The sequence below is a fragment of the Allorhizobium sp. GW101-3B10 genome, from assembly GCF_059424725.1.
This window is the reverse complement of sequence record NZ_JBWKZR010000001.1, coordinates 3,123,864-3,145,909: the sequence shown is the minus strand read 5'-3', so window position 1 is coordinate 3,145,909 and position 22,046 is coordinate 3,123,864. Positions and strand designations below refer to the sequence as shown.

At 64.9% G+C, this 22,046-nt stretch carries 18 protein-coding genes; 9 read left to right on the top strand and 9 right to left on the bottom strand.

Going from position 1 to position 22,046, the window contains the following annotated elements; all coding sequences use genetic code 11:
* Window positions 1-32: 32 nt before the first annotated feature.
* From edd to AC07Y0_RS15630, 5 genes are all read right to left on the bottom strand, one after another.
* Window positions 33-1,850, bottom strand: a complete 1,818-nt coding sequence (gene edd, locus AC07Y0_RS15650; protein WP_498678665.1) for a phosphogluconate dehydratase — start codon at window positions 1,848-1,850, stop codon at window positions 33-35.
* Between the two features lie 119 nt (window positions 1,851-1,969).
* Window positions 1,970-2,668 carry a 6-phosphogluconolactonase gene (gene pgl / locus AC07Y0_RS15645; protein WP_498678664.1) on the bottom strand — a complete coding sequence of 233 codons (699 nt, stop codon included), beginning with the start codon at window positions 2,666-2,668 and terminating at the stop codon, window positions 1,970-1,972.
* A gap of 10 nt (window positions 2,669-2,678) precedes the next feature.
* Window positions 2,679-4,151: a glucose-6-phosphate dehydrogenase gene (zwf, locus tag AC07Y0_RS15640; RefSeq protein WP_498678663.1), complete on the bottom strand. Its 1,473-nt coding sequence runs from the start codon at window positions 4,149-4,151 to the stop codon at window positions 2,679-2,681.
* Between the two features lie 100 nt (window positions 4,152-4,251).
* Window positions 4,252-5,538: an NAD(P)/FAD-dependent oxidoreductase gene (locus AC07Y0_RS15635; protein ID WP_498678662.1), complete on the bottom strand. Its 1,287-nt coding sequence runs from the start codon at window positions 5,536-5,538 to the stop codon at window positions 4,252-4,254.
* 16 nt (window positions 5,539-5,554) lie between these two features.
* Window positions 5,555-6,991, bottom strand: a complete 1,437-nt coding sequence (locus AC07Y0_RS15630; RefSeq protein WP_498678661.1) for a glutamine synthetase family protein — start codon at window positions 6,989-6,991, stop codon at window positions 5,555-5,557.
* A gap of 127 nt (window positions 6,992-7,118) precedes the next feature.
* Here AC07Y0_RS15630 and AC07Y0_RS15625 point away from each other — a divergent pair, with 127 nt between their 5' ends.
* The 3 genes from AC07Y0_RS15625 to AC07Y0_RS15615 all read left to right on the top strand — a co-directional run bounded on the left by AC07Y0_RS15625 (window position 7,119) and on the right by AC07Y0_RS15615 (window position 9,917).
* Complete coding sequence (locus AC07Y0_RS15625) at window positions 7,119-8,300, top strand: BaiN/RdsA family NAD(P)/FAD-dependent oxidoreductase (protein WP_498678660.1); 1,182 nt, start codon at window positions 7,119-7,121, stop codon at window positions 8,298-8,300.
* Between the two features lie 215 nt (window positions 8,301-8,515).
* The gene (locus AC07Y0_RS15620) at window positions 8,516-8,662 is read left to right on the top strand and encodes a hypothetical protein (protein ID WP_498678659.1); all 147 of its coding nucleotides are present in this window, start codon (window positions 8,516-8,518) and stop codon (window positions 8,660-8,662) included.
* A gap of 379 nt (window positions 8,663-9,041) precedes the next feature.
* Window positions 9,042-9,917 (top strand): LysR family transcriptional regulator, encoded by an 876-nt coding sequence (locus tag AC07Y0_RS15615; protein ID WP_498678658.1) that lies wholly within the window; start codon window positions 9,042-9,044, stop codon window positions 9,915-9,917.
* A 126-nt stretch (window positions 9,918-10,043) separates the two neighbouring features.
* On the opposite strand, the gene AC07Y0_RS15610 is transcribed toward AC07Y0_RS15615, so the two are convergent.
* Window positions 10,044-10,280, bottom strand: a complete 237-nt coding sequence (locus AC07Y0_RS15610; protein ID WP_498678657.1) for an SMc00767 family acetate metabolism repressor — start codon at window positions 10,278-10,280, stop codon at window positions 10,044-10,046.
* 246 nt (window positions 10,281-10,526) lie between these two features.
* Complete coding sequence (gene aceA / locus AC07Y0_RS15605) at window positions 10,527-11,816, bottom strand: isocitrate lyase (protein ID WP_498678656.1); 1,290 nt, start codon at window positions 11,814-11,816, stop codon at window positions 10,527-10,529.
* 239 nt (window positions 11,817-12,055) lie between these two features.
* On the opposite strand from aceA, the gene AC07Y0_RS15600 reads away from it, so the two are divergent.
* From AC07Y0_RS15600 to AC07Y0_RS15580, 5 genes are all read left to right on the top strand, one after another.
* On the top strand, window positions 12,056-13,483 hold the full coding sequence (locus tag AC07Y0_RS15600) for a helix-turn-helix domain-containing protein (protein WP_498678655.1): 1,428 nt from the start codon (window positions 12,056-12,058) through the stop codon (window positions 13,481-13,483).
* A 126-nt stretch (window positions 13,484-13,609) separates the two neighbouring features.
* Complete coding sequence (locus AC07Y0_RS15595; RefSeq protein WP_498678654.1) at window positions 13,610-14,710, top strand: polyamine ABC transporter substrate-binding protein; 1,101 nt, start codon at window positions 13,610-13,612, stop codon at window positions 14,708-14,710.
* 74 nt (window positions 14,711-14,784) lie between these two features.
* On the top strand, window positions 14,785-15,945 hold the full coding sequence (locus tag AC07Y0_RS15590; protein WP_498678653.1) for an ABC transporter ATP-binding protein: 1,161 nt from the start codon (window positions 14,785-14,787) through the stop codon (window positions 15,943-15,945).
* Window positions 15,946-15,956: 11 nt separating this feature from the next.
* A complete protein-coding gene (locus AC07Y0_RS15585; protein ID WP_498678652.1) occupies window positions 15,957-16,868 on the top strand; it encodes an ABC transporter permease subunit in 912 nt (303 codons plus the stop codon).
* 13 nt (window positions 16,869-16,881) lie between these two features.
* Window positions 16,882-17,697: an ABC transporter permease gene (locus tag AC07Y0_RS15580; protein ID WP_498678651.1), complete on the top strand. Its 816-nt coding sequence runs from the start codon at window positions 16,882-16,884 to the stop codon at window positions 17,695-17,697.
* A 15-nt stretch (window positions 17,698-17,712) separates the two neighbouring features.
* Here the strand turns inward: AC07Y0_RS15580 and AC07Y0_RS15575 are convergent, their stop codons facing one another.
* Together AC07Y0_RS15575 and AC07Y0_RS15570 are read right to left on the bottom strand one after the other, a co-directional pair.
* Window positions 17,713-17,958, bottom strand: a complete 246-nt coding sequence (locus AC07Y0_RS15575; RefSeq protein WP_498678650.1) for a DUF6460 domain-containing protein — start codon at window positions 17,956-17,958, stop codon at window positions 17,713-17,715.
* A gap of 61 nt (window positions 17,959-18,019) precedes the next feature.
* Window positions 18,020-19,906: an AsmA family protein gene (locus AC07Y0_RS15570; protein WP_498678649.1), complete on the bottom strand. Its 1,887-nt coding sequence runs from the start codon at window positions 19,904-19,906 to the stop codon at window positions 18,020-18,022.
* A gap of 155 nt (window positions 19,907-20,061) precedes the next feature.
* Between AC07Y0_RS15570 and AC07Y0_RS15565 the strand changes: the two genes are divergently transcribed.
* On the top strand, window positions 20,062-22,014 hold the full coding sequence (locus AC07Y0_RS15565) for an acetoacetate--CoA ligase (RefSeq protein WP_498678648.1): 1,953 nt from the start codon (window positions 20,062-20,064) through the stop codon (window positions 22,012-22,014).
* Window positions 22,015-22,046: the final 32 nt, after the last annotated feature.

Genomic DNA, 22,046 nt, shown 5'->3' with positions numbered 1-22,046 from the left:
ATCGTTTCCGCCGTCCACCATCGTCGATGTGGTCAATACAGCACGCTCGCACCCTGGTCGGCCGGGCCGGCAATGCGGCGGAGCGGCGCGAAGAGTTCGCGGCCCATGCCGAATTCGTTGGCGGAAAGATCGGCGACGACGGCCGGGCGGGCGGCGAATTCGGCGGCGTCGACCAGCACTTCCAGCGTTCCGGCGATCGCGTCGAGGCGGATCATGTCGCCGTCCTGGATGCGGGCGATGGCGCCGCCGTCGACGGCTTCGGGTGTGAGGTGGATTGCCGCCGGGATCTTGCCGGACGCGCCGGACATGCGGCCGTCGGTGACGAGCGCCACCTTGAAGCCGCGGTCCTGCAACACGCCGAGCGGCGGGGTCAGCCGGTGAAGCTCGGGCATGCCGTTCGACTTCGGGCCCTGGAAACGCACGACGGCGACGAAATCGCGGTCGAGCTTGCCGGCCTTGAAGGCGTCCTGCAGCGACTGCTGGTCGTGGAAGACGATGGCCGGGGCCTCGACCACATGGCGTTCCGGCTTGACGGCGGAGATCTTGATCACCGCCCTGCCGAGATTGCCGGTCAGCATCTTCAGCCCGCCATTGGACTGGAACGGCGCCTCGACGCGGGCGAGAACCTTGGGATCGGCGCTCTCCTCCGGCGAGGGCTGGCGGATCACGTTGCCGTCGGGACCGAGCCTCGGGTCGATCGTGTAGGCGGCAAGGCCCTGGCCGTAGACGGTGCGCACGTCGTCATGCAGGAAGCCGACCTTCAGCAGCTGCTTGATCAGGAAGCCCATGCCGCCGGCGGCGTGGAAATGGTTCACGTCGGCAAGCCCGTTCGGATAGACGCGGGCGATCAGCGGCACGATGTCGGAGAGGTCGGAAATGTCCTGCCAGCTGAGCTGGATGCCGGCGGCGCGCGCCATGGCGATCAGGTGCAGCGTGTGGTTGGTCGAGCCGCCGGTGGCATGCAGGCCGACCACGCCGTTGACGATCGAGCGTTCGTCGATCATCTCGCCGGCCGGCGTGAATTCATTGCCCTGGGCGGTGATGGCGAGCGCCCGCTTCGTCGCTTCCTTCGTCAGCGCGTCGCGCAGCGGCGTGTTCGGATTGATGAAGGAGGCGCCGGGCATGTGGAAGCCCATGATCTCCATCAGCATCTGGTTGGAATTGGCGGTGCCGTAGAAGGTGCAGGTGCCGGGGCCGTGATAGGACTTGGACTCGGCTTCCAGCAGTTCGGCGCGGCCGACCTTGCCCTCGGCATAGAGTTGGCGGATGCGCGACTTCTCGTCGTTCGGCAGCCCCGTGGTCATCGGACCGGCGGGAATGAAGACCGACGGCAGGTGGCCGAAGGTGAGCGAGGCGATGACGAGGCCGGGCACGATCTTGTCGCAAACGCCGAGGAAGACGGCCGCGTCGAACATGTTGTGGGAAAGGCCGATGGCGGCGGCCATGGCGATCACGTCGCGCGAGAACAGCGACAGTTCCATGCCCGGCTGGCCTTGGGTCACGCCGTCGCACATGGCCGGCACCCCGCCCGCCACCTGCGCCACGCCGCCGGCTTCCGCCGCCGCGGCGCGGATCAGCGCCGGATAGGTCTCGAACGGCTGATGGGCCGAGAGCATGTCGTTGTAGGAGGTGATGATGCCGAGATTGGGCACGACGTCGCCGGACAGCGTCGCCTTGTCCCCGACGGAACAGGCGGCAAAGCCATGGGCGAGGTTGCCGCAGGACAGCGTCGAGCGGTGCACGCCCTTGGTGATCTGGCCGCGCACGCGCTCCAGATAGACTTCACGGGTCGGCCTGGAACGCTCGACGATGCGGCGGGTGATGGCTTCGATACGGCTGTCTGCGGACATCGGATGTCACTCCTTGGAAAGGCGCGCGACGGTCAAGTCCGATCGGCGCACTCAGAAGCCCGCTCCCCGCGGGCGTGTCGGGAGCCGTCCCGCGGTCGGGGCGGCAGCGGCGGGGCGGCTCAGGGCGCCCAGTAGATGTCAGGTGCGGTCTTGGACCGTTCAAGCACGGCGCGGACCGGCATTTCGGCCTCGTCGGTGCCGGACAGGGCCTTGTCGAGAACCGCCTTCTTCTCGGCGCCCTCGATGTGCAGCACCAGCAGGCGCGAGTCGTAGAGGGCGGAGAAGGAGAGGGTGAGGCGCGTTTCGCCGGCCCCTTCGGCTTCCATCGTCATCACCCGGCGCGGGGCGCTGCGGTCGAGCGCCGCGGCCAGATGGTTGCCGCCGGGAAAGAACGAGGCGGTGTGGCCGTCATTGCCCATGCCGAGGATCGTCACGTCGAAGGGCTTGCCGAAGGTGACGATTTCCGCGGTTGCGAGTGCTGCCGCCTCTTCGGCGCTCTCCACCGGGTGGTAGAGCGGAACGAAACCCGCTTTGGCGGCGGCGTTCTGCAAGAGGTGGGTCTTGACCAGCAGATGGTTGGAGCGGGCATTGTCCGGCCCGACGAAGCGTTCGTCGACCAGGGTGACGACAACCCTGTCCCATGCGATTGGCCGGGTGGAGAGAACCTCGAAGAACTGCTTCGGGGTCGATCCGCCGGAGACCGCCAGCGAAGCGGAGCCGCGCGAGGCGATCGCCGCGTGAAGTTCGGCCGAGACGCGGTCGGCCAGCGCCGTGGCCAGGGCCGCCCGGTCTTCGAATGCGTGCATCGTGGGTGCCATGGCTGTCGTCCTAGTCGACTTCGTGCCAGGTGCGGCCGTCGCGCTCGATCAGCGCGATCGCCTGGCTCGGACCCCAGGTGCCGGCGGTATAGCCTTGAGTCTTCTGGCCGCTGTCTTCCCAGCTCTTGAGGATCGGGTCGACCCAGCGCCAGGCGGCCTCGACTTCGTCGCGGCGCATGAACAGCGTCTGGTTGGAGCGGATGACGTCCATCAGCAGGCGCTCGTAGGCGTCGGCATTGCGCACGTCGAAGGCCTGGGCAAAGCTCATGTCGAGCGAGACGTGGCGAAGCCGCATGCCGCCCGGACCCGGGTCCTTGATCATCAGCCACTGCTTGACGCCCTCGTCGGGCTGCAGCCGGATGACCAGCATATTGGCCTCGATCCGGCCGGCGGCCTCGTCGAAGATCGAGTGCGGGATCGGCTTGAAGGCGACGACGATTTCCGACATGCGGGAGGCGAGCCGCTTGCCGGTGCGCAGATAGAAGGGGACGCCGGCCCAGCGCCAGTTGGCGATCTCGGCCTTGATGGCGACGAAGGTCTCCGTGTCGGAGGCGTCTTCGAGTTCTTCGGTATAGCCCTTGACGGGGCCGCCCGCAGACGCGCCGGCCTTGTACTGGCCGCGCACGGTGAGCTTCTCGACATTGGCCGGGGTGATCGGCTTCAGCGAGCGCAGCACCTTGAGCTTCTCGTCGCGCACGCTTTCCGCGTCCATCGAATTGGGCGCTTCCATCGCCACCAGGCAGAGGAGCTGCAGGATGTGGTTCTGCACCATGTCCCGAAGCGCACCGGCCTTGTCGTAATAGCTGACGCGGCCCTCGAGCCCGACGGATTCGGCGACGGTGATCTGCACGTGGTCGATATGGGCGGAGTTCCACAAGGGCTCGTAGAGCGCGTTGGCAAAGCGCAGCGCCATCAGGTTCTGCACCGTCTCCTTGCCGAGATAGTGGTCGATGCGGAAGATCTGTTCTTCCTTGAAGACCTTGCCGATCGTGTCGTTGAGGATCTGCGCCGAGGCGAGGTCCCGGCCGATCGGCTTCTCGACGACGATGCGGGTCGACTTGGTGATGAGCTTGAAGTCGCGGATCTTGTCGGCGATGTCGCCGAACAGCGAAGGCGAGACGGCGAGGTAGAAGGCGCGCACCAGGTCCTTGCCTTCGTCGAGCAGGACCTTCAGCTTGTCCCAGCCATCCGGCGACTTGGCATCGACCGAAACATAGTGGATGCGGGCGCAGAACTTCGCCACGTCGTCCTCGGCCCATTCGCCGGGCTTCAGATGTTCCTTCAGCGCGTTCTTGGCAAACTGGCGATACTCGTCGTCGGTCATCGGCGTGCGCGACGCACCGATGATCCGGGTCGGCTCGGTCAACTGGCCGGCGAGCTGGCGATGGTAAAGGGCGGGAAGGAGCTTGCGCTCCGCAAGATCGCCGGTGCCGCCGAAGACGACATAGTCAAACGGCTCGACGGGGATGATCTGGCTGCTCATTCAGGCTTCTCTCAATCGAAAACACTGAAGCCACATGTAATCTAATCGATTTAAAAAAGCCAGTGGGCAGGCGCGAAAACCACACACGCACTGCAAAAAATCAGAGCTTGTCGCGCAGTGCATACCAGGTCAGCGCGAGGAACAGCAGGGGACTGCGGAATTTCGCGCCGCCGGGGAAGGGTGGGATTTTCAGGTCGAGCAGATGGTCGAGCTCGCGGCCCTTGCCCGTCACCATGTCGGCATAGAGCTTGCCGCAATAGTTGGACAGCATGACGCCGTGGCCGGAATAGCCGCCGATCGAGATCACGCCGGGCATGACTTCGCGGGCAAAGGGCTTGCGCGGCATGGTGATGCCGACCGAGCCGCCCCAGCCATGGGTGATCTCGATGTCCTTGAGCTCCGGATAGATTTCGGCGATCTGCCGGCGGATATGGGTGGAAATGTCGCGCGGCGTGTCCGAGGTATAGGCCTCGCGCCCGCCGAACAGCAGTCTTCCGTCGCGCGTGCGGCGCCAGTAGCGCACGACGAAGCGCGAGTCGGCGATCGATTCCTTGCCCGGGATGACGGAGGGGAACTTGTCGAGCGGTACGGTCGCGCCGATGAAGGAGCGGATCGGCATGACATGGGCGGCGGTCACCGGCTCGAGATTGCCGATATAGGCGTTGGTGGCGATCAGCACCTTGTCGGCGGTGATCGTGCCGGTCGGCGTCTCGATCAGGGTCTTGCCCCCGGACTGGCGGATCGACGAGGCCTTGGTCATCTCATGGATGGCCGCACCCGCGGCGCTCGCCGCCCTGGCGAGCCCGACGATCAGCTTCAGCGGATGGATATGGCCGGTGCCGCTGTCGCGCACGCCGCAATGGAAACGCTTCGAGCCGACACGTTCGGCGGTCTCCCTGCCGTCCATGTAGGCAAGATGCGGATAGCCATAGCGCGTTGCGGCGATTTCTACCGTCCGCTGGTATTCCTTGTCGTGCCCCGGCTTGTGGCTGACATTCATCTGACCGGGCATGAACTCCATGTCGATGCCGTGCGTCTCGGCAAAGGAGAGCACGTATTTCTTGGCATTCTCGGCCAGATCGAAGAGAGCCTTGGACCGCTCGTAGCCGAGTTCGGCCTCCAGTTCTTCCGGATACCAGCGCTGGCCCGTGCCCATCTGCCCGCCATTGCGGCCCGAGGCGCCGTCGCCGATGCGGCAGCCCTCGATCACGACGACCGACAGGCCGGCGGTCGCGAGGTTGTAGGCGGCCTGCAGGCCGGTGAAGCCGCCGCCGACAATGGCGACGTCGGCGGTCTTCGATCCGTCGAGGGCCGGATATTCCGGCCGCTCGGTCACGGTGGATTGATACCAGGAAATTCCCGGTGCGATGGGGCTTTGCCAAGCCATGGGAGACTCCTTCAGATCAAACGTTCAGCAGCAGGAATTCGCGTTCCCACGGACTGATGACCTGCATGAAGGTCTCGAACTCTCCCCTTTTGACCCCGGCATAGAGACCGATGAATTCCCTGCTCAGGACTTCGCCCAGCGCCGGATCGGATTCGAGCAGCGACACGGCCTCCAGCAGGCCGCGCGGCAGCTCGACCGAACCTTCATTGGCCGTTCCCTCGGACGCCGCCGTCGGCTCGATGCCCTTGATGATGCCGAGATAGCCGCAGGCGAGCGAGGCCGCGAGCGCGAGGTATGGATTGGCATCCGAGCTCGGCAGGCGGTTTTCCACGCGCCGCGCCCTGGCATCGGAGACGGGCACGCGGAAGGCCGTCGTGCGGTTGTCGTAACCCCAGGCATTGTTCACCGGGGCCGACATGTCGGGGGTGAGGCGGCGATAGGAGTTCACATAGGGCGCCATCATCACCAACGTCTTCGGCACGAAGGCCTGCATGCCGCCGATGAAGTGGAAGAACTCCTTGGACGGCGAGCCGTCGGCGTTGGAGAAGATGTTCTTGCCCGTTTCCGCATCGACCACCGACTGGTGGATATGCATGGCCGAGCCCGGTTGGCCCTGCATCGGCTTGGCCATGAAGGTGGCGTAGATGCCGTGCTTGAGGGCCGCCTCGCGGATCGTGCGCTTGAACAGGAAGACCTGGTCGGCAAGCTCGATCGGATTGCCGTGGCGCAGGTTGATCTCGAGCTGGGCCGGGCCTTCCTCGTGGATCAGCGTGTCGATCTCGAGGCCCTGCTTTTCCGAGAAATGATAGATGTCGTCGATCAGCTCGTCGAACTCGTTGATGCCGGCGATCGAATAGCCCTGGCCGCCGAGGATGGAGCGGCCGGAACGGCCCTTCGGCGGATGCAGCGGATAGTCCGGGTCGTCGTTCATGGCGACGAGATAGAATTCGATCTCGGGCGCCACGACCGGCCGCCAGCCCTTGGCGTCATAGAGCTTCAGCACGTTCTTCAACACGTTGCGCGGCGTGTAGGGCACGTCCTCGCCGTCCGTGGTGATGATGTCGCAGATGACCTGCGCGGTCGGGTCGGTTTCCCACGGCACGACGGAGAGCGTCGACAGGTCCGGCATCAGCTTGATGTCGCTGTCGCGGGAATCATAGCGGAACTGGCCGCTTTCCTCCGGATATTCGCCGGAAATCGTGTGGCGGTAGAGGGCCGAGGGAAGGGCGAGCGAGGTGTCGCCGGTGAACTTCGAGGTCGGCATCATCTTGCCGCGCGGAACGCCCGCGAGGTCGGGCGTGATGCACTCGATGTCCTCGATGCCGCGGGCTCTGAGCCAGGCTGCGGCTTCCTTCCAGGTCTTGACGCCACGGGTGGAGTTGATGTCCGGAGGAATGCTCGCCTTTTTCGACGCTGCGCCTTTGGGTCTGAGCATATTCTTCTTCGGAGGCATGTCTCACCGGTTTGGTTGTTGATGGCGGCATCATAACCCGAGTTCGGCGTTTGGCGAGGGGGCAAACGGCATTGACTTTGCCCGATCGATCGAAAAGACAGGTATTCTTTGTCGCAGGGACCCGGAATTGGCGCATATATTTGATGTTGCTATCATAGGAGCCGGTGCCGCAGGCATGATGGCGGCGCTCGTCGCCGGCCGCCGCGGACGCTCCGTCGTGCTCATCGACCATGCCCGGGCGCCGGGCGAGAAGATCCGCATTTCCGGCGGCGGGCGCTGCAATTTCACCAATATCCACGCCGGGCCGAAGAACTATATCTCGGTCAATCCGCATTTCATGAAGTCGGCGCTCGCCCGCTTCACGCCGGCCGATTTCATCGCCATGGTCGACAAGCACAGGATCGCCTGGCACGAGAAGACGCTCGGGCAATTGTTCTGCGACGACAGCGCCCGCGACATCATCCGCATGCTGCTCGACGAGATGCGCGCGGGCGGGGTGGACTTGAGGCTCGGCGTCGAGATTTCGGCCGTCGAGAAGGGCGAGGCCGGCTTTCGCCTGCAGACGACGGACGGCGAGATCCGCGCGGGCTCCGTGGTCATCGCCACTGGCGGCAAGTCGATCCCCAAGATGGGGGCGACGGGTTTTGCCTATAAGGTCGCGGAACAGTTCGGGCTTCGGCTGACGGAGACGCGGCCAGGCCTGGTGCCGCTGACGCTCGACCCCGCGCTGCTGGCCGAGCTTGCGCCGCTCGCCGGTGTCTCGGTCGATGCCGAGGTGCGCCACGGCAAGACGGCGTTTCGTGAAGCCCTGCTGTTTACCCATCGCGGCCTGTCCGGCCCGGCCATCCTGCAGATCTCCAGCTATTGGCGCGAGGGCGACGAAATCACGCTGTCGCTCGAACCGGATGTGGATTTTGCCGCCATGCTGAAGGCGGCGAAGAAGGAGAACGGCCGCCAGGCGGTGCAGACCGTGCTGGCGCAGCACCTGCCGAAGCGGCTCGCGCAATATGTCGCCGAACGGCACAAGATCGAGAAACCGCTCGCCGACCTGTCCGACAAGGCGCTGGAGGCGCTGGCCGCCTTCCTCCATGGCTGGACGGTGAAGCCGGCCGGCTCGGAAGGCTATCGCACGGCGGAAGTGACGCTTGGCGGCGTCGACGTCAGCGGGCTGGATTCCAGGACGATGATGGCGAAGGCCGTTCCGGGCCTCTACTTCATCGGCGAATGCGTCGACGTCACGGGCTGGCTCGGCGGCTATAACTTCCAGTGGGCCTGGGCATCCGGCCATGCGGCGGGCGAGAGCGTCTGAGCCCGTAACGTCGCCCGCTTTGGTGCAAAGCGACAAGATTGCGTGATCGTCCCCATTTTATGCAAGCTTTCCGCCGTAATTTAGCTATTGTTAACGTGCCGTGGTCATTCTGGTTCGATGCCGGCATCCGTCGCTGGATGTGACATGAAGTCGAACCGGATCGCCGCCATGAGACGGCATTGTTTTCCTCAACGGCAATCTGCAGGATAGCGCCGATGAACAGACAGAACAGCAACCCGCGGGCCATCGCCATCGCCAAGACCCGGGAAGTGGAAACCGCCCGCCTCTGGCATCTTGCCTGCCTCAGCCTCGGCGCTTGCAGCGCGCTTGCGCTCGTCGCAGTAGTAGCCCTGATCGGCTGAGCCGCCACCGCCTTACGCGGTCTTGCAGGCCATGGGCCTGGAGGGTACCGCTCGCGTCTCCGCCGCCGTCCCTTTGACGGCTGGCGACCGCGGTTCGGTGCAGGATGGCTCCGACTGACTTGCCCCTGAACGCTCCCTTGCCGACGGGTAGGTCCAGACGAGCCTCGCCAGCCGCCGGAGCGGCGTTTCGCTGAAGCGGGCATAATAGGCATCTTCGGCCTTTGCGCTCCGGTCCCGCGGTGCGCGCCCCTTGAGCGCCAAGAGAAACAACAATCCATATTGTCCGTCCATGATGGATCTCCTCTGTGTGAGCCATCAAAGGATCTATACCTCCAGATTCGACTGTTAAACCGGAAGAATTGCGCTATGTTTTTCAGCGATGAAAGACGTGGCCTGGGACAACTATCAGATCTTCCTGGCCGTCGCCCGCCATGGCGGACTGACGGGCGCCTCGAACGCGACGGCGCTGAGCCCGGCGACGCTCGGCCGGCGCATGGTCGAATTCGAACGGGAAATCGGCCGGGAACTCTTCGTCCGCAGCCAGACCGGCTATCGGCTGACCGGCGACGGCCGCCAGCTGCTCGAACATCTGGCCGAACTGGAGGCGGCGGCGCGCAAGGTCGAGACCTGGCGTCGCGGCGCGGCGGCGCGCGCTTTGGTGCGCATCGTCGCCGGCACCTGGAACGGCTGGCTGCTCACCGAAAATTTCGCCGCCATCTGCACGGAGCGCGACGATTTCCGCATCGACCTGCATATCGCCGAGCAGCGCGCCAGCCTGGCCCACCGCGAGACCGACATCGGCATCCGCGCCTTCGAGCCGGAGGAGGCGAACCTTGCGGCCGTGATGGCCGGCGAGGTGGCCTATGCCGCCTATCGCACGCGCAACAGCGAGGATGTCGGTCCGGGCCGGTGGCTGGCGGTCGACGGCGAAAACGCCATCTCGGCCTATCTGCGCTGGCCGCACGAGAACCAGGCGGAAAACCTGGTGGTCACCGTCAACCGGCCGCGCTCATTGCGCGACCTGGCGCTGGCCGGCGCGGGCATCGCCGTCCTGCCCTGCTTCGTCGGAGACCTGGAGCCAAGGCTGGAGCGAATGGGCGGCGAGATCGAGGCCCTGCGCCATCGCCAGTGGATCGTGATGAACAACGACGACCGGCACCGGCCGGAGATCCGCACCGTGGTCGAGCGGATGCGCAAGCTGATGAAGGCCCATGCCGACCTGTTTGCCGGCCGGCGGCCGAACCGCGGCGGGTGAGGGCGCACGGTCCGCAAAACAAAAGATCCCGCGCAGCGACCGCGTGAAGCTCCCCCCGAAGCCAGCGATCATTGCGCGGGAACCGACCCGGGGCTTTGACGCCCCGGATGGTACGTGAAATTCTTCTTACTTGCCCTGGGTCACGATGACCGGGATCAACAGGTCGCCCCAGTTGCCTTCGCCGCCGTGGTGGCGGGCCGAGCGGACGAGCTCGACGGATACGCCGGCATCAACCGCCTTCATGACGGACTGGTTGAGGCGGTGCAGGTCGTTGGCGACCATGCGGATCATGGCCTGCTGCTCTGCCGTCATGGCGGAAGCCTGCTCTTCGGCACGTTCCTTAACTCGGGTCTGCGGGGTCATGGCATTTCTCCTCTTATATGCGGGGTTCTTGAACTGTTGATCCAGGGTTGGCGGTGGTCTGCCCCTCATCCGGCTGCCGCCACCTTCTCCCCGCGAGCGGGGAGAAGGGACCTGCCGCGCCGGCGGCGGGGATAGTCCTGGACGAGCCCTGGGCCTTGCTCGGGGCACGTCCCCTCTCCCCGCGAGCGGGGAGAGGGCTAGGGTGAGGGGCAAGGCCCCAACCGGTGAGGGCAGAGCCCCGAAGGTTTACTCGGCAGCCGGCTTGAACTGGTCGGTTTCGGTCGATTCCTTCATCGCCGTGGTCGAGGACTGGCCGCCGGTGATCGCCATCGAGACGGCGTCGAAATAGCCGGTGCCGACTTCGCGCTGGTGCTTGGTGGCGGTGTAGCCGTTGACTTCCGCCGCGAATTCGGCCTGCTGCAGCTCGGAATAGGCTGCCATCTGGCGATCCTTGTAGCCGCGGGCCAGTTCGAACATGCCGTAGTTCAGCTGGTGGAAGCCGGCGAGCGTGATGAACTGGAACTTGTAGCCCATCGCGCCGAGTTCCTTCTGGTACTTGGCGATCGTCGCGTCATCGAGGTTCTTCTTCCAGTTGAACGACGGCGAGCAGTTATAGGCCAGCTTCTTGCCCGGATGGGCCTTGTGCACGGCTTCGGCGAACTTGCGGGCCTGTTCGAGGTCCGGCTTGGAGGTTTCCATCCAGATCATGTCGCAATGCGGCGCATAGGCGATCGCACGGGCGATGCAGGGCTCGATGCCGTTCTTGACCTGATAGAAGCCTTCCGCGGTGCGGCCGGCGTCATAGTCGACGAAGGGCTGGTCGCGCTCGTCGATGTCCGAGGTCAGAAGCTTGGCGGCCTCGGCGTCGGTGCGGGCGATGATGAGCGTCGGCGTGCCCATGACGTCGGCGGCGAGACGCGCGGCGTTGAGGTTGCGGATATGGGCCGCCGTCGGGATCAGAACCTTGCCGCCGAGATGGCCGCACTTCTTTTCCGAAGCCAGCTGGTCTTCGTAGTGAACGCCGGCAGCACCGGCCTCGATGAAGGCCTTCATGATCTCGAAGGCGTTCAGCGGACCACCGAAACCGGCTTCGGCGTCGGCGACGATCGGGGCGAACCAGGTGTCGACCGAAAGGCCCTTGCCTTCCGAGGTTTCGATCTGGTCGGCGCGCTGCAGCGTCTTGTTGATGCGCTTGGCAAGCTCAGGCGCGGCGTTGGCCGGGTAAAGCGACTGGTCCGGATACATGGCGGACGCGGTGTTGGCGTCGGCGGCGACCTGCCAGCCGGAGAGATAGATGGCCTTCAGGCCGGCGCGGACCATCTGCATGGCCTGGTTGCCGGAGAGCGCGCCGAGCGCGTTGACGAAGGGTTCCTCGTTGATCAGCTTCCACAGGCGGGTCGCACCCATTTCGGCGAGCGAATACTTGATTTCGACCGAGCCGCGCAGGCGCTTGACGTCAGCTGCCGTGTAGGGGCGTTCGATGCCGTCGAAGCGGCCCTTGGGTGCGGACGGAATGAGGTTGTAAAAATCAGTCATAGCAAACTCCCTATTGCTCGGTTTTGCGAAGCTGCTGTGCTTGGTTCAACAGAAGTTCCGCTTTCGATATGACTGAATTTACAGCGCACTGCACAAAACGTCCAGATAAATGGAGAAAATGGCGCCTTGAAAGAGGTTAGCATGTCTTGTCTTTGACGTAGGCTCGGTGTAAATTTGTAAAGATTGTAAATGTCCTTCGATGCCTTGCCGTCGACGAAAGTTGTAAAAGGTGTGTCACAATGGCAGAAAACAAGATCTTTGCCGGCCCCAGGGTCCGCCGTATCCGCAACGGCCTCGGCCTCACCCAGACGGCCATGGCGGAGGCGCTGGAGATCTCGCCGTCCTATCTCAACCTGATCGAGCGCAACCAGCGCCCGCTCACCGTCCAGCTGCTGCTCAAGCTCGCCACGGTCTACAAGGTCGATCTCGACGAGCTGCAGGGCGAGGCGGGCGGCACGGCCGGCCAGCTGCGCGAGGTGTTCGGCGATCCGCTGCTTTCCGGCGAGGTGCCGGGCGACCAGGAGCTGATCGAGGTGGCGGAAGCCGCCCCCAATGCCGCGGCGGGCGTCGTCAAGCTCTATCGCGCCTATCGCGAGCAGGCGGCACGGCTGAGCGACCTTGCCGAGCTTCTGGCGCGCGAGGGCCACGAGACCTCCATCTCCGGCACCCGCCTGCCGATCGACGAGGTGCGCGAGAAACTGGAGCGGCGGGCGAACTTCCATGCCCGCATCGAGGATGCGGCGGAGGCCTTCCATGCCTCGCTCGGCCTCTCGCCCGGCGAGGATCTGGCGCCGGCGCTGAAAGCCTGGCTTCGAACCAAGCACGGCATCGTCGTGCGCACGCTTCCGATCCACACCATGCCCAATCTTCGCCGCCGCTACGACCGCCATTCGATGCGGCTCTTCCTGTCGGAGCGGCTGTCGCCCTTCGACCAGTTGCGCGAGGTGGCGATGGAGGCCGCCCTTTTGGCGTTCGGCGAGGAGATCGCCGCCGAGCTGGAGGGGCTGGCCTTCTCGACCGGGGAGGCCAAGCGGCTCGGGCGCTTCGAGCTGGCGCGCTATGCGGCCCATGCGGTGATCATGCCTTACGGCGCCTTCCTTTCGGCGGCACAGCGGGCGCGCTATGACATCGACATCCTGCGCTCGCGCTTCAGCGTGTCCTACGAGCAGGCGGCCAACCGCCTGACCATGCTGCAGCGGCCGGGCGCCACGGGCGTGCCGTTCTTCATGCTCGAGGTCGACAATGCCGGCCACCGTTTCCGCAAGGCGGGCGCCCAGGGCTTCCCCCAGGCGAAGTTCGGCGGCAGCTGTCCGAAGCTCAACATCCACGCCGCCTTCGCCCAGCCGGGCCAGGTCCTGGTCGACGCGGTCGAGATGCCGGACGGCACCGGTTTCCTGACCGTGTCGCGCACGCTCGACGGTCCGCAGGCCGGGTTCAACGAGCGCGTCAGGCGCACCGCGCTGCTCGTCGCCTGCGACATCGCCCACCGCGACGAGGTGGTCTACGGCCAGGTGGTGGCGGGCGGCACGCTTGGTCCGGTGGCCGTCGGAACCGCCTGCCGGCTCTGTGAAAGACAGGGCTGTCTCGCCCGTGCCGAGCCGCCGGTGACCCGTCCGCTCGGCCTCGACGAGATGGTCACGGGGCTTTCCGCCTTCGATTTTCAATAGGGCGCAGTGCCGTTTGCGACTGCGAAGATTACCCCTTGTGGCTCGTCGATTTCCTTTCTAGTCTGTTAAAAAAATGAGGGAATAGCTGAACGGGCGACAGGCTCGAAGGCTGGAACAGGAGAGAAAATGAAGACCGATCTGATCCGTTTCTTGGCATCCGCCGCGATGGTCACGCTGGCAATGGCCTCGGCCGCCAAGGCAGAGGGCGTGGTGCACGTCTACAACTGGTCCGACTATATCGACGAATCCGTGCTCGAGGACTTCACCAAGGAAACCGGCATCAAGGTCGTCTACGACGTCTTCGATTCCAACGAGATCCTGGAGACCAAGCTGCTCGCCGGCGGCTCCGGCTATGATGTCGTCGTGCCGACCGGTCCCTTCCTTGCCCGCCAGATCCAGGCCGGCGTATTCCAGAAGCTCGACAAGTCCAAGCTGCCGAACCTCTCCAACATGTGGCCCGACATCATGGAGCGCCTGGCCAAGTACGACCCGGGCAACGAATACGCCGTCAACTACATGTGGGGCACGACCGGCATCGGCTACAATGTAGCCAAGGTGAAGGCGGCGCTCGGCGACGACTTCAAGGTCGACAGCTGGGATGCGATCTTCAAGCCCGAGAACGCCGAGAAGCTGAAATCCTGCGGCATCAACATCCTCGACGCGTCCGACGAGACCTTCGCCATTTCGATGAACTACATCGGCAAGGATCCGGACAGCAAGGAGACGGCCGATCTGGAAGCCGGCGGCGACGTCTACATGAAGATTCGCCCGTCGGTGAAGACCTTCAACTCCTCGTCCTACATCGACGATCTCGCCAATGGCGACATCTGCGTGACCATCGGCTGGTCGGGCGACATCCTGCAGGCCAAGGCCCGTGCCGAGGAAGCCAAGAACGGCGTCGAGATCAACTACGTGATCCCGAAGGAAGGCACGTATATGTGGTTCGACAACCTGGCGATCCCGGCCGATGCCAAGAATGTCGCGGAAGCCCATGCCTTCATCAACTACCTGATGAAGCCGGAGGTCATCGCCAAGGCCTCGAACTACGTGCAGTACGCCAACGGCAACCTGGCTTCGCAGCCCATGCTCGACGAGGCAGTGTTCAAGAACCCGTCCGTCTATCCCGATGCCGAAACGGTCAAGAAGCTCTTCACCATCTCGCCCTACGGACCGAAGGAACAGCGCGTATTGAACCGCGTCTGGACCCAGATCAAAACCGGCAACTGACCGGCTGAGTTGAAGCGGGCGCCATTGGCGCCCGTTTCTTTGAACTGCATTTCAATAGACATTTGGATCGGGCGATGGCGAAATCTCTGGGACCGGTAAAGCGCAAATTTTCTCCTTGGACTGATCCGGCATCGGTTCCCTTCATCCGGTTCGAGAACGTGACGAAGCGCTTCGGCGACTTCACCGCCGTCAAGGATCTCACCCTCGACATCTACGAGCGGGAGTTCTTCTCGCTGCTCGGGCCGTCGGGCTGCGGCAAGACCACGCTGATGCGCATGCTGGCCGGTTTCGAGGAGCCGACCGAAGGCCGAATCCTGCTGCAGGGCAAGGATATTTCCGGCGTGCCGCCCTATCGCCGGCCGACCAACATGATGTTCCAGTCCTATGCGCTCTTCCCGCATATGACGGTGGCCAAGAACATCGCCTTCGGCCTGGAACAGGACAACATGCCGAAGGCCGAGATCGAGGCGCGCGTCGCCGAGATGCTGAAGCTCGTCAAGCTCGAGGAATTCGCCAAGCGCAAGCCGAACCAGCTGTCCGGCGGCCAGCGCCAGCGCGTGGCGCTCGCCCGTTCGCTTGCCAAGCGGCCGAAGGTCCTCTTGCTCGACGAACCGCTCGGCGCACTCGACCGCAAGCTGCGCGAGGAAACCCAGTTCGAGCTGATGGACATCCAGCAGACGCTGGGCACCACCTTTCTCATCGTGACCCATGACCAGGAGGAGGCGATGACCGTCTCCGACCGCATCGCCGTCATGGACAAGGGCGTCATCATGCAGGTGGCGACGCCGGCGGAAATCTACGAGGCGCCGAACAGCCGCTACGTCGCCGACTTCATCGGCGACATCAACATCGTCGAGGGCAAGCTCGAGTCGGTCAGGAAGGTCGCCGAAGGCGATCTGGCAACCGTGATCTGCGACAGCGGCTTCAAGGTGGTCGTCGACCAGCCCTCGTGCAATGCCGAGCCCGGTTCGGCGGTCGCCTTCGCCATCCGCCCGGAGAAGGTGCGGATTTCGGCAGACGCCCCGGTTGACAGTTCGGTCAACGCGCTCACCGGCACGGTCTGGGACATCGGCTATCTCGGCGACTTCTCGGTCTTCATCGTCAAGCTCGCCGACGGCACGACCTTCCGCGCCGCCCAGGCCAATACCCATCGCCTGGTGGATCGTCCGATCACCGTGGACGACAAGGTATGGCTCACCTGGCCGGTCGATGCCGGCCTCGTTCTGACCCGCTGAGGAACGAGACGATGAGCGATACCACGCTAGCCGCAACACCGACATCGTCACCGGCCCGCTGGCTGGTGGTGCTCATACCCTATCTGTGGATGGTGCTGTTCTTCATGGCGCCGTTCTTCATCATCGTGAAGATCTCGCTGTCGGACACGGCCATCGCCATGCCGCCCTACGTGCCCGTGTTCGAGGGGCTGTCGGCGATCGGCGATTTCTTCTCGCAGCTCGACTTCGAGAACTATGTCTTCCTGACCGAAGACTCGCTCTACATGAACGCCTACCTGTCGTCGCTGAGGATCGCGGTATTCTCCACCTTCCTGCTGCTGCTGATCGGCTATCCGATCGCGCTGGCCATGGCGCGTGCCTCGGTCACCATCCGCCCGACGCTGCTGATGCTGGTGATCCTGCCGTTCTGGACCTCGTTCCTGATCCGCGTCTATGCCTGGATCGGCATCCTGAAGCCGGAAGGCCTCCTGACCCTGCTGCTGCAGACGGTCGGCCTCTACGGCCCCGACGAACAGGTGCAGGTCTTCCGCACCGACACCGCCGTCTTCATCGGCATCGTCTATTCCTACCTGCCGTTCATGGTGCTGCCGCTCTATTCGGCGCTGGAAAAGCTCGACGGCACATTGCTCGAGGCGGCCAGCGATCTCGGCTGCCCGCCGTGGAAGGCCTTCTGGCGGATCACTTTCCCGCTGTCGATCCCCGGCGTCATCGCCGGCTCGATGATCTGCTTCATCCCGATCACCGGCGAATTCGTCATTCCCGATCTGCTCGGCGGCGCCGAGACGCTGATGATCGGCAAGACGCTGTGGACCGAATTCTTCGGCAACCGCGACTGGCCGCTCGCCTCGGCGGTGGCCGTGCTGTTGCTGCTGCTGCTGGTCGTGCCGATCGCGATCTTCCAGAACCAGCAAGAAAAAGTCTGAGGGAGAGCGGCCGATGAAACCCGGAAAATTCGACGCGACCGTGCTCACCCTCGGCTTCGCCTTCCTCTACATCCCGATCATCATCCTGGTGATCTACTCCTTCAACGATTCCAAGCTGGTCACCGTCTGGGGCGGCTTCTCGCTGAAATGGTACGGCCAGATGTGGTCGAACGAGGGCCTGATGAGCGCCGCCTGGGTGACGGCCCGGGTCGGTCTGCTTAGCGCCTCCTTCGGCACCGTGCTCGGCACGCTCGCCGCCCTGGCGCTGGTGCGCTATGGCCGCTTCCCCGGACGCCTGCTGTTCTCCGGCATGGTCTACGCACCGCTCGTCATGCCTGAGGTCATCACCGGCCTGTCGCTGCTGCTGCTTTTCGTCGCGCTCGGCATCGATCGCAGCCTGATGACGGTCACCATCGCCCATACGACCTTCACCATGTGCTACGTGGCGATCGTCGTGCAGTCGCGGCTGCTCACCTTCGACACCAGCCTCGAGGAAGCGGCGCTCGATCTGGGATGCCCGCCGGTCAAGACCTTCTTCAAGATCACCCTGCCGCTGATCCTGCCCGCGGTCGTCTCCGGCTGGATGCTCGCCTTCACCCTGTCGCTCGACGACCTGGTGATCGCCTCCTTCACCACCGGTCCCGGCGCGACCACCCTGCCGATCAAGATCTACAGCCAGGTGCGGCTTGGCGTCACCCCCGAGATCAACGCGGTCTGCTCGATCCTGATCGGTCTCGTCACGCTCGGCGTCATCTTCGCCTCGATCACCACCAAGCGGCACGAGCTGCAGCGCCAGCGCGACGAGCACGTGGCGGCCCAGGCTCCGTAAGGGAGTTCCCTGTCCTCAGCCGTCGCGCGGCGGCGTCAGGATATAGGTGACGAGCCAGACGGGCAGCACGATGGTCGCGCCGAGCAGGATGCGCGGGCTTGCCCAGGCACCGGCAGCCTGGAGCCCTGTCCAGATCTGCTCCGGTGTCAGGCCGAGGAACAGGAGAATGCTGTCCACGGTGATGCCGAGCAAGCTGAGCAGGCTGCCGGCGAGCAGCGAGGCCAGCACGATCTTGATGAGACCCGTCAGAAATCGATGCACCGTACGCCCCCCAGCTTGGGCCTGAGGATCACGGATCCTCCGCCCCACGGTTGATTCGCGCTTATTTTAGGGGATTTGCAGACGGGAGATAGATGGGCGAAAGCACCGGATCGGGCCAGGCCCCGCCGATGAAGAAGCGCAGGCGCGGAAAGGCCGCTTCATTCGCCGGATCGGTGGCCGTCAGCTCGCCCGAAAGCGCCAGCGCATTGTCCGCATAGGGCACGATGCCGGTGACGGTCAGCGTCTCGTCCGGGCCGACGAGGCGGGCTTCGAGCACTTCGGCGGAGCCCTCGGCAAAGCGGGCGCTGTAGTCGAGGCGGTCATAGGCCATCGAGCCGTCGCCGCCGGCGCTCAGCTGGAAATAGGCGCTGGTCGTCGCCAGCTTGCGGATCGCCGGGGCGTTGATGCCGGTGAGCACGCCGCCCGGCGAGCTGAACTTGAAGGTGCCCGACATGTCGGAAAGCCCGGTTTCCCAGGCGGGCTGCGCGGTTCTCAAGATGAGGTCGACGGAGCCCTTGCCGCGCGCCACCGGCCCGGCGATCTGCAGGTGATCGGCGACAGCGGCAAAATCGGCATTGCGGATCGAAAGCGTCAGGTCCCCGCCGCGCGCAAAGCCGCTGCCGGCGCCGATGAAGCTCGCCGTCAGGTCGCCGCCTTCGAAGGCCGCGTCGGCGATGTCGAATTGCGCGGTCTTGCCGGTCGCCATGATGCTGGCGGCGACGTCGCCCAGTTCGAACGGCGGCAGGTCGGCGCGTGTCGCCGAGAGCGTCAGGTCGAAGTCCAGCCATTGCAGCAGGCGGGGCGGGCGCTCGGTCGCCTCGCTCTCCTCGTCCGCCGACGGAAGGTCGAGCGAAAAGGCGGATAGCAGCCGCGTGATGTTGAGGCGATCGAAGGCCAGCGTGCCGCTGACGCGCGGCTTGCCGTCCGCCGGGCGCGACAGCGACAGGATGCCGGTGCCGTGGGTGTCGTTGACGTCGAACTTCAGGCCGTCGAGGCGCAGTTCCTCCCCCACCCGTTCGAGGTCGGCGCTCAGCTGCGCCTGCCTGAGGTTGTCGAGGCCGGCGAGCCGGATGCCGCTCCAAGCCTTGAGTGCGGCAATGTCCTTGGCGCCGAGCGTAAGCGCGCCGGAGCGCAGAAGCCCGTCGGTGAGATTGGCGACACCGTCGAAACGCGCTACAAAGGCGGCCGCGTCCAGATTGGCGCTGACGCTCGCATCCTTGCCGCCGAACAGCAGCAGCGGCTGCGGCGAGGAGAAGTCCAGCTTGACGGCGAGCCCGCCGGCATCGAGCAGGGCGGTGGCCCTCAACGCCTGGGAGAGGCTGGGCCAGGCGATGTCGGCCGACAGGCCGTTGGCGACGAACGTGCGGCCGGAGGCCTGGTCGGCGAGTTCGAGCGAACCGTCCTCGATCGTGACGGCACCGACCGCCGCGTCGAACTCGGTCCCGAGCGTCTGTGTTCCGCCGGCACGCGGCTCGACCCTGCGCACCGCGGCGCTCAGCAGGCCCTCGCTTGCCCAGTCGAGCCGGCCGTTCAGGTCGCGGTCGACATGGAAACGCGGGCGCAGCAGGTGGAAGGTGTCGAATTGCGGCCGGCCGCGCATGGCCGAATAGAGACCGAAGGTGGCCGACAGCTTCTCGATCCGCCCGAGCACCTTCGGCCCGTCGGTGCCGGGTTTGCTGATGGTCACGCCGTTGAGCGTCACGCGGGGCTTTGGCCAGAAGGCGATCTCCGGCGCACCGGACATCGTCACGTTGTGGCCTGTCCATTCGGCGACGGCATGCTCCATGGCGGAGCGAACCAGGCCCGAGGAGACGAGATAGGGAGCAGCGGTGCGCGAGATGACGAAGACCGCCGAGAATACGGCAAGCGCGACGAGCGCACCGTGCAGGATACGCCGCGCGGCCGGTTGCCGCCGGCATTGCTCGCCTAGTCTGCGCTTGTCGGGCATGAACGACCCCGGGCTCCATCGGCCGGGCGCCTGCCCGGTTTCTTTGTTCCAGCCGGATATAGGAATTGGCGGCGCCATGCAAATCCGGCGCCCCTTCCGGCACTTTATATTGCGGCGCAAACTGCTATACAGACGTGACTTTCGAGGAGGAATGCATGCAACAGGAAATGCCGCTCTGGACTCCGTCCGACACTCAGGTCAAGCAGTCGCCGATGTACCGCTTCATGCAATGGTGCGGCACGCGCGCCGCTCGTGACTTCGCCGACTATGACGCCTTCCATCAATGGTCGATCGACGATCGCGCCGCCTTCTGGTCGGCCGTCTGGGACTATTGCGGCGTCAAGGGCGAGAAGGGCGAGCGGCTGCTGGAAAACGGCGACGTGATGCTGGAGGCACGGTTCTTCCCCGATGCCCGGCTGAACTTTGCCGAAAACCTGCTGAGCCTGAGCGGTGACGACCATGCGATGATCTTCCGCGGCGAGGACAAGGTCGAGGACCGTTGGTCATGGGACCGGTTGCGCCACGCCGTCTCCCGCCTGCAGCAGGCTCTCCGCGCCATGGGCATCGAGAAGGGAGACCGGATCGCCGCCATGGTGCCGAACATGCCCGAGACCGTGGCGCTGATGCTGGCCGCCGCCTCGATCGGCGCCATCTGGTCGTCCTGCTCGCCCGATTTCGGCGAACAGGGCGTGCTCGACCGCTTCGGCCAGATCGAGCCGAAACTCTTCCTCGCCGTCGACGGCTACTGGTACAACGGCAAGCGCCAGGACGTCGCCGACAAGGTGAAGGCGGTGTCCGAAAAGCTCGGCGTGCCGCTCGTCGTCATCGCCTATGCGGGCGACGCCCCGGCGATTGCGCAAGCCGTGCCGGGGGCAAGGACGCTCGCCGATTTCGTCGCCTCCTTTGAGGCTGGCGAGATCGCCTTCGAGCCACTGCCGTTCTCGCATCCGCTCTACATCCTGTTTTCGTCCGGCACGACGGGCGTGCCGAAGTGCATCGTCCATTCGGCCGGCGGCACGCTGCTCCAGCACCTCAAGGAACAGCGCTTCCATTGCGGGCTGGAGAAGGGCGAGCGGTTCTTCTATTTCACCACCTGCGGCTGGATGATGTGGAACTGGCTGGTCTCGGGGCTGGCCTCCGGCGCAACGCTCTGCCTCTATGACGGCTCGCCCTTCCATCCCGATGGCAATGTCCTGTTCGACTATGCGGCGGAGGAGCAGTTCGCCTTCTTCGGCACCTCGGCCAAGTATATCGACGCCGTGCGCAAGGGCGGCTTCACGCCGAAGACCACCCATGATCTCTCCTCGCTGCGGATGATGACGTCGACCGGTTCGCCGCTGTCGCCGGAGGGTTTCTCCTTCGTCTACGAGGGCATCAAGAGCGACATCCACCTCGCCTCGATCTCGGGCGGAACCGACATCGTGTCGTGCTTCGTGCTCGGCAATCCGCTGAAGCCCGTCTGGCGCGGCGAGATCCAGGGGCCGGGCCTGGGGCTCGCGATCGACGTGTGGGACGACGAGGGCCGGCCGGTGCGCGGAGAGAAGGGCGAACTGGTCTGCACCAAGGCCTTCCCCTCCATGCCGATCATGTTCTGGAACGATCCCGACGGCGCCAAGTATCGCGCCGCCTATTTCGAGCGATTCGACAATGTCTGGTGCCATGGCGACTTCGCCGAATGGACCGCCCATGACGGCATCGTCATCCACGGTCGCTCCGACGCCACGCTCAACCCGGGCGGCGTGCGCATCGGCACGGCCGAGATCTACAACCAGGTCGAACAGATGGAAGAGGTGCTCGAGGCGCTGTGCATCGGCCAGGACTGGGACGACGACGTGCGCGTCGTGCTGTTCGTCCGTCTCGTTGCCGAGCGCGCCCTCGACGACGATCTGGTCAAGGCGATCAAGACCCGCATCCGCACCGGCGCCTCGCCCCGCCATGTGCCGGCCAAGGTGATCCAGGTCGCCGACATACCGCGCACCAAGTCCGGCAAGATCGTCGAACTGGCGGTGCGCGATGTGGTGCACGGCCGGCAGGTCAAGAACAAGGAGGCGCTCGCCAATCCCGAAGCGCTCGATCTGTTCGCCGGGCTGGACGAACTGAAGTCCTGAGCAGCAAGGCAGCTTGCTGCCGAAGGGAAAGG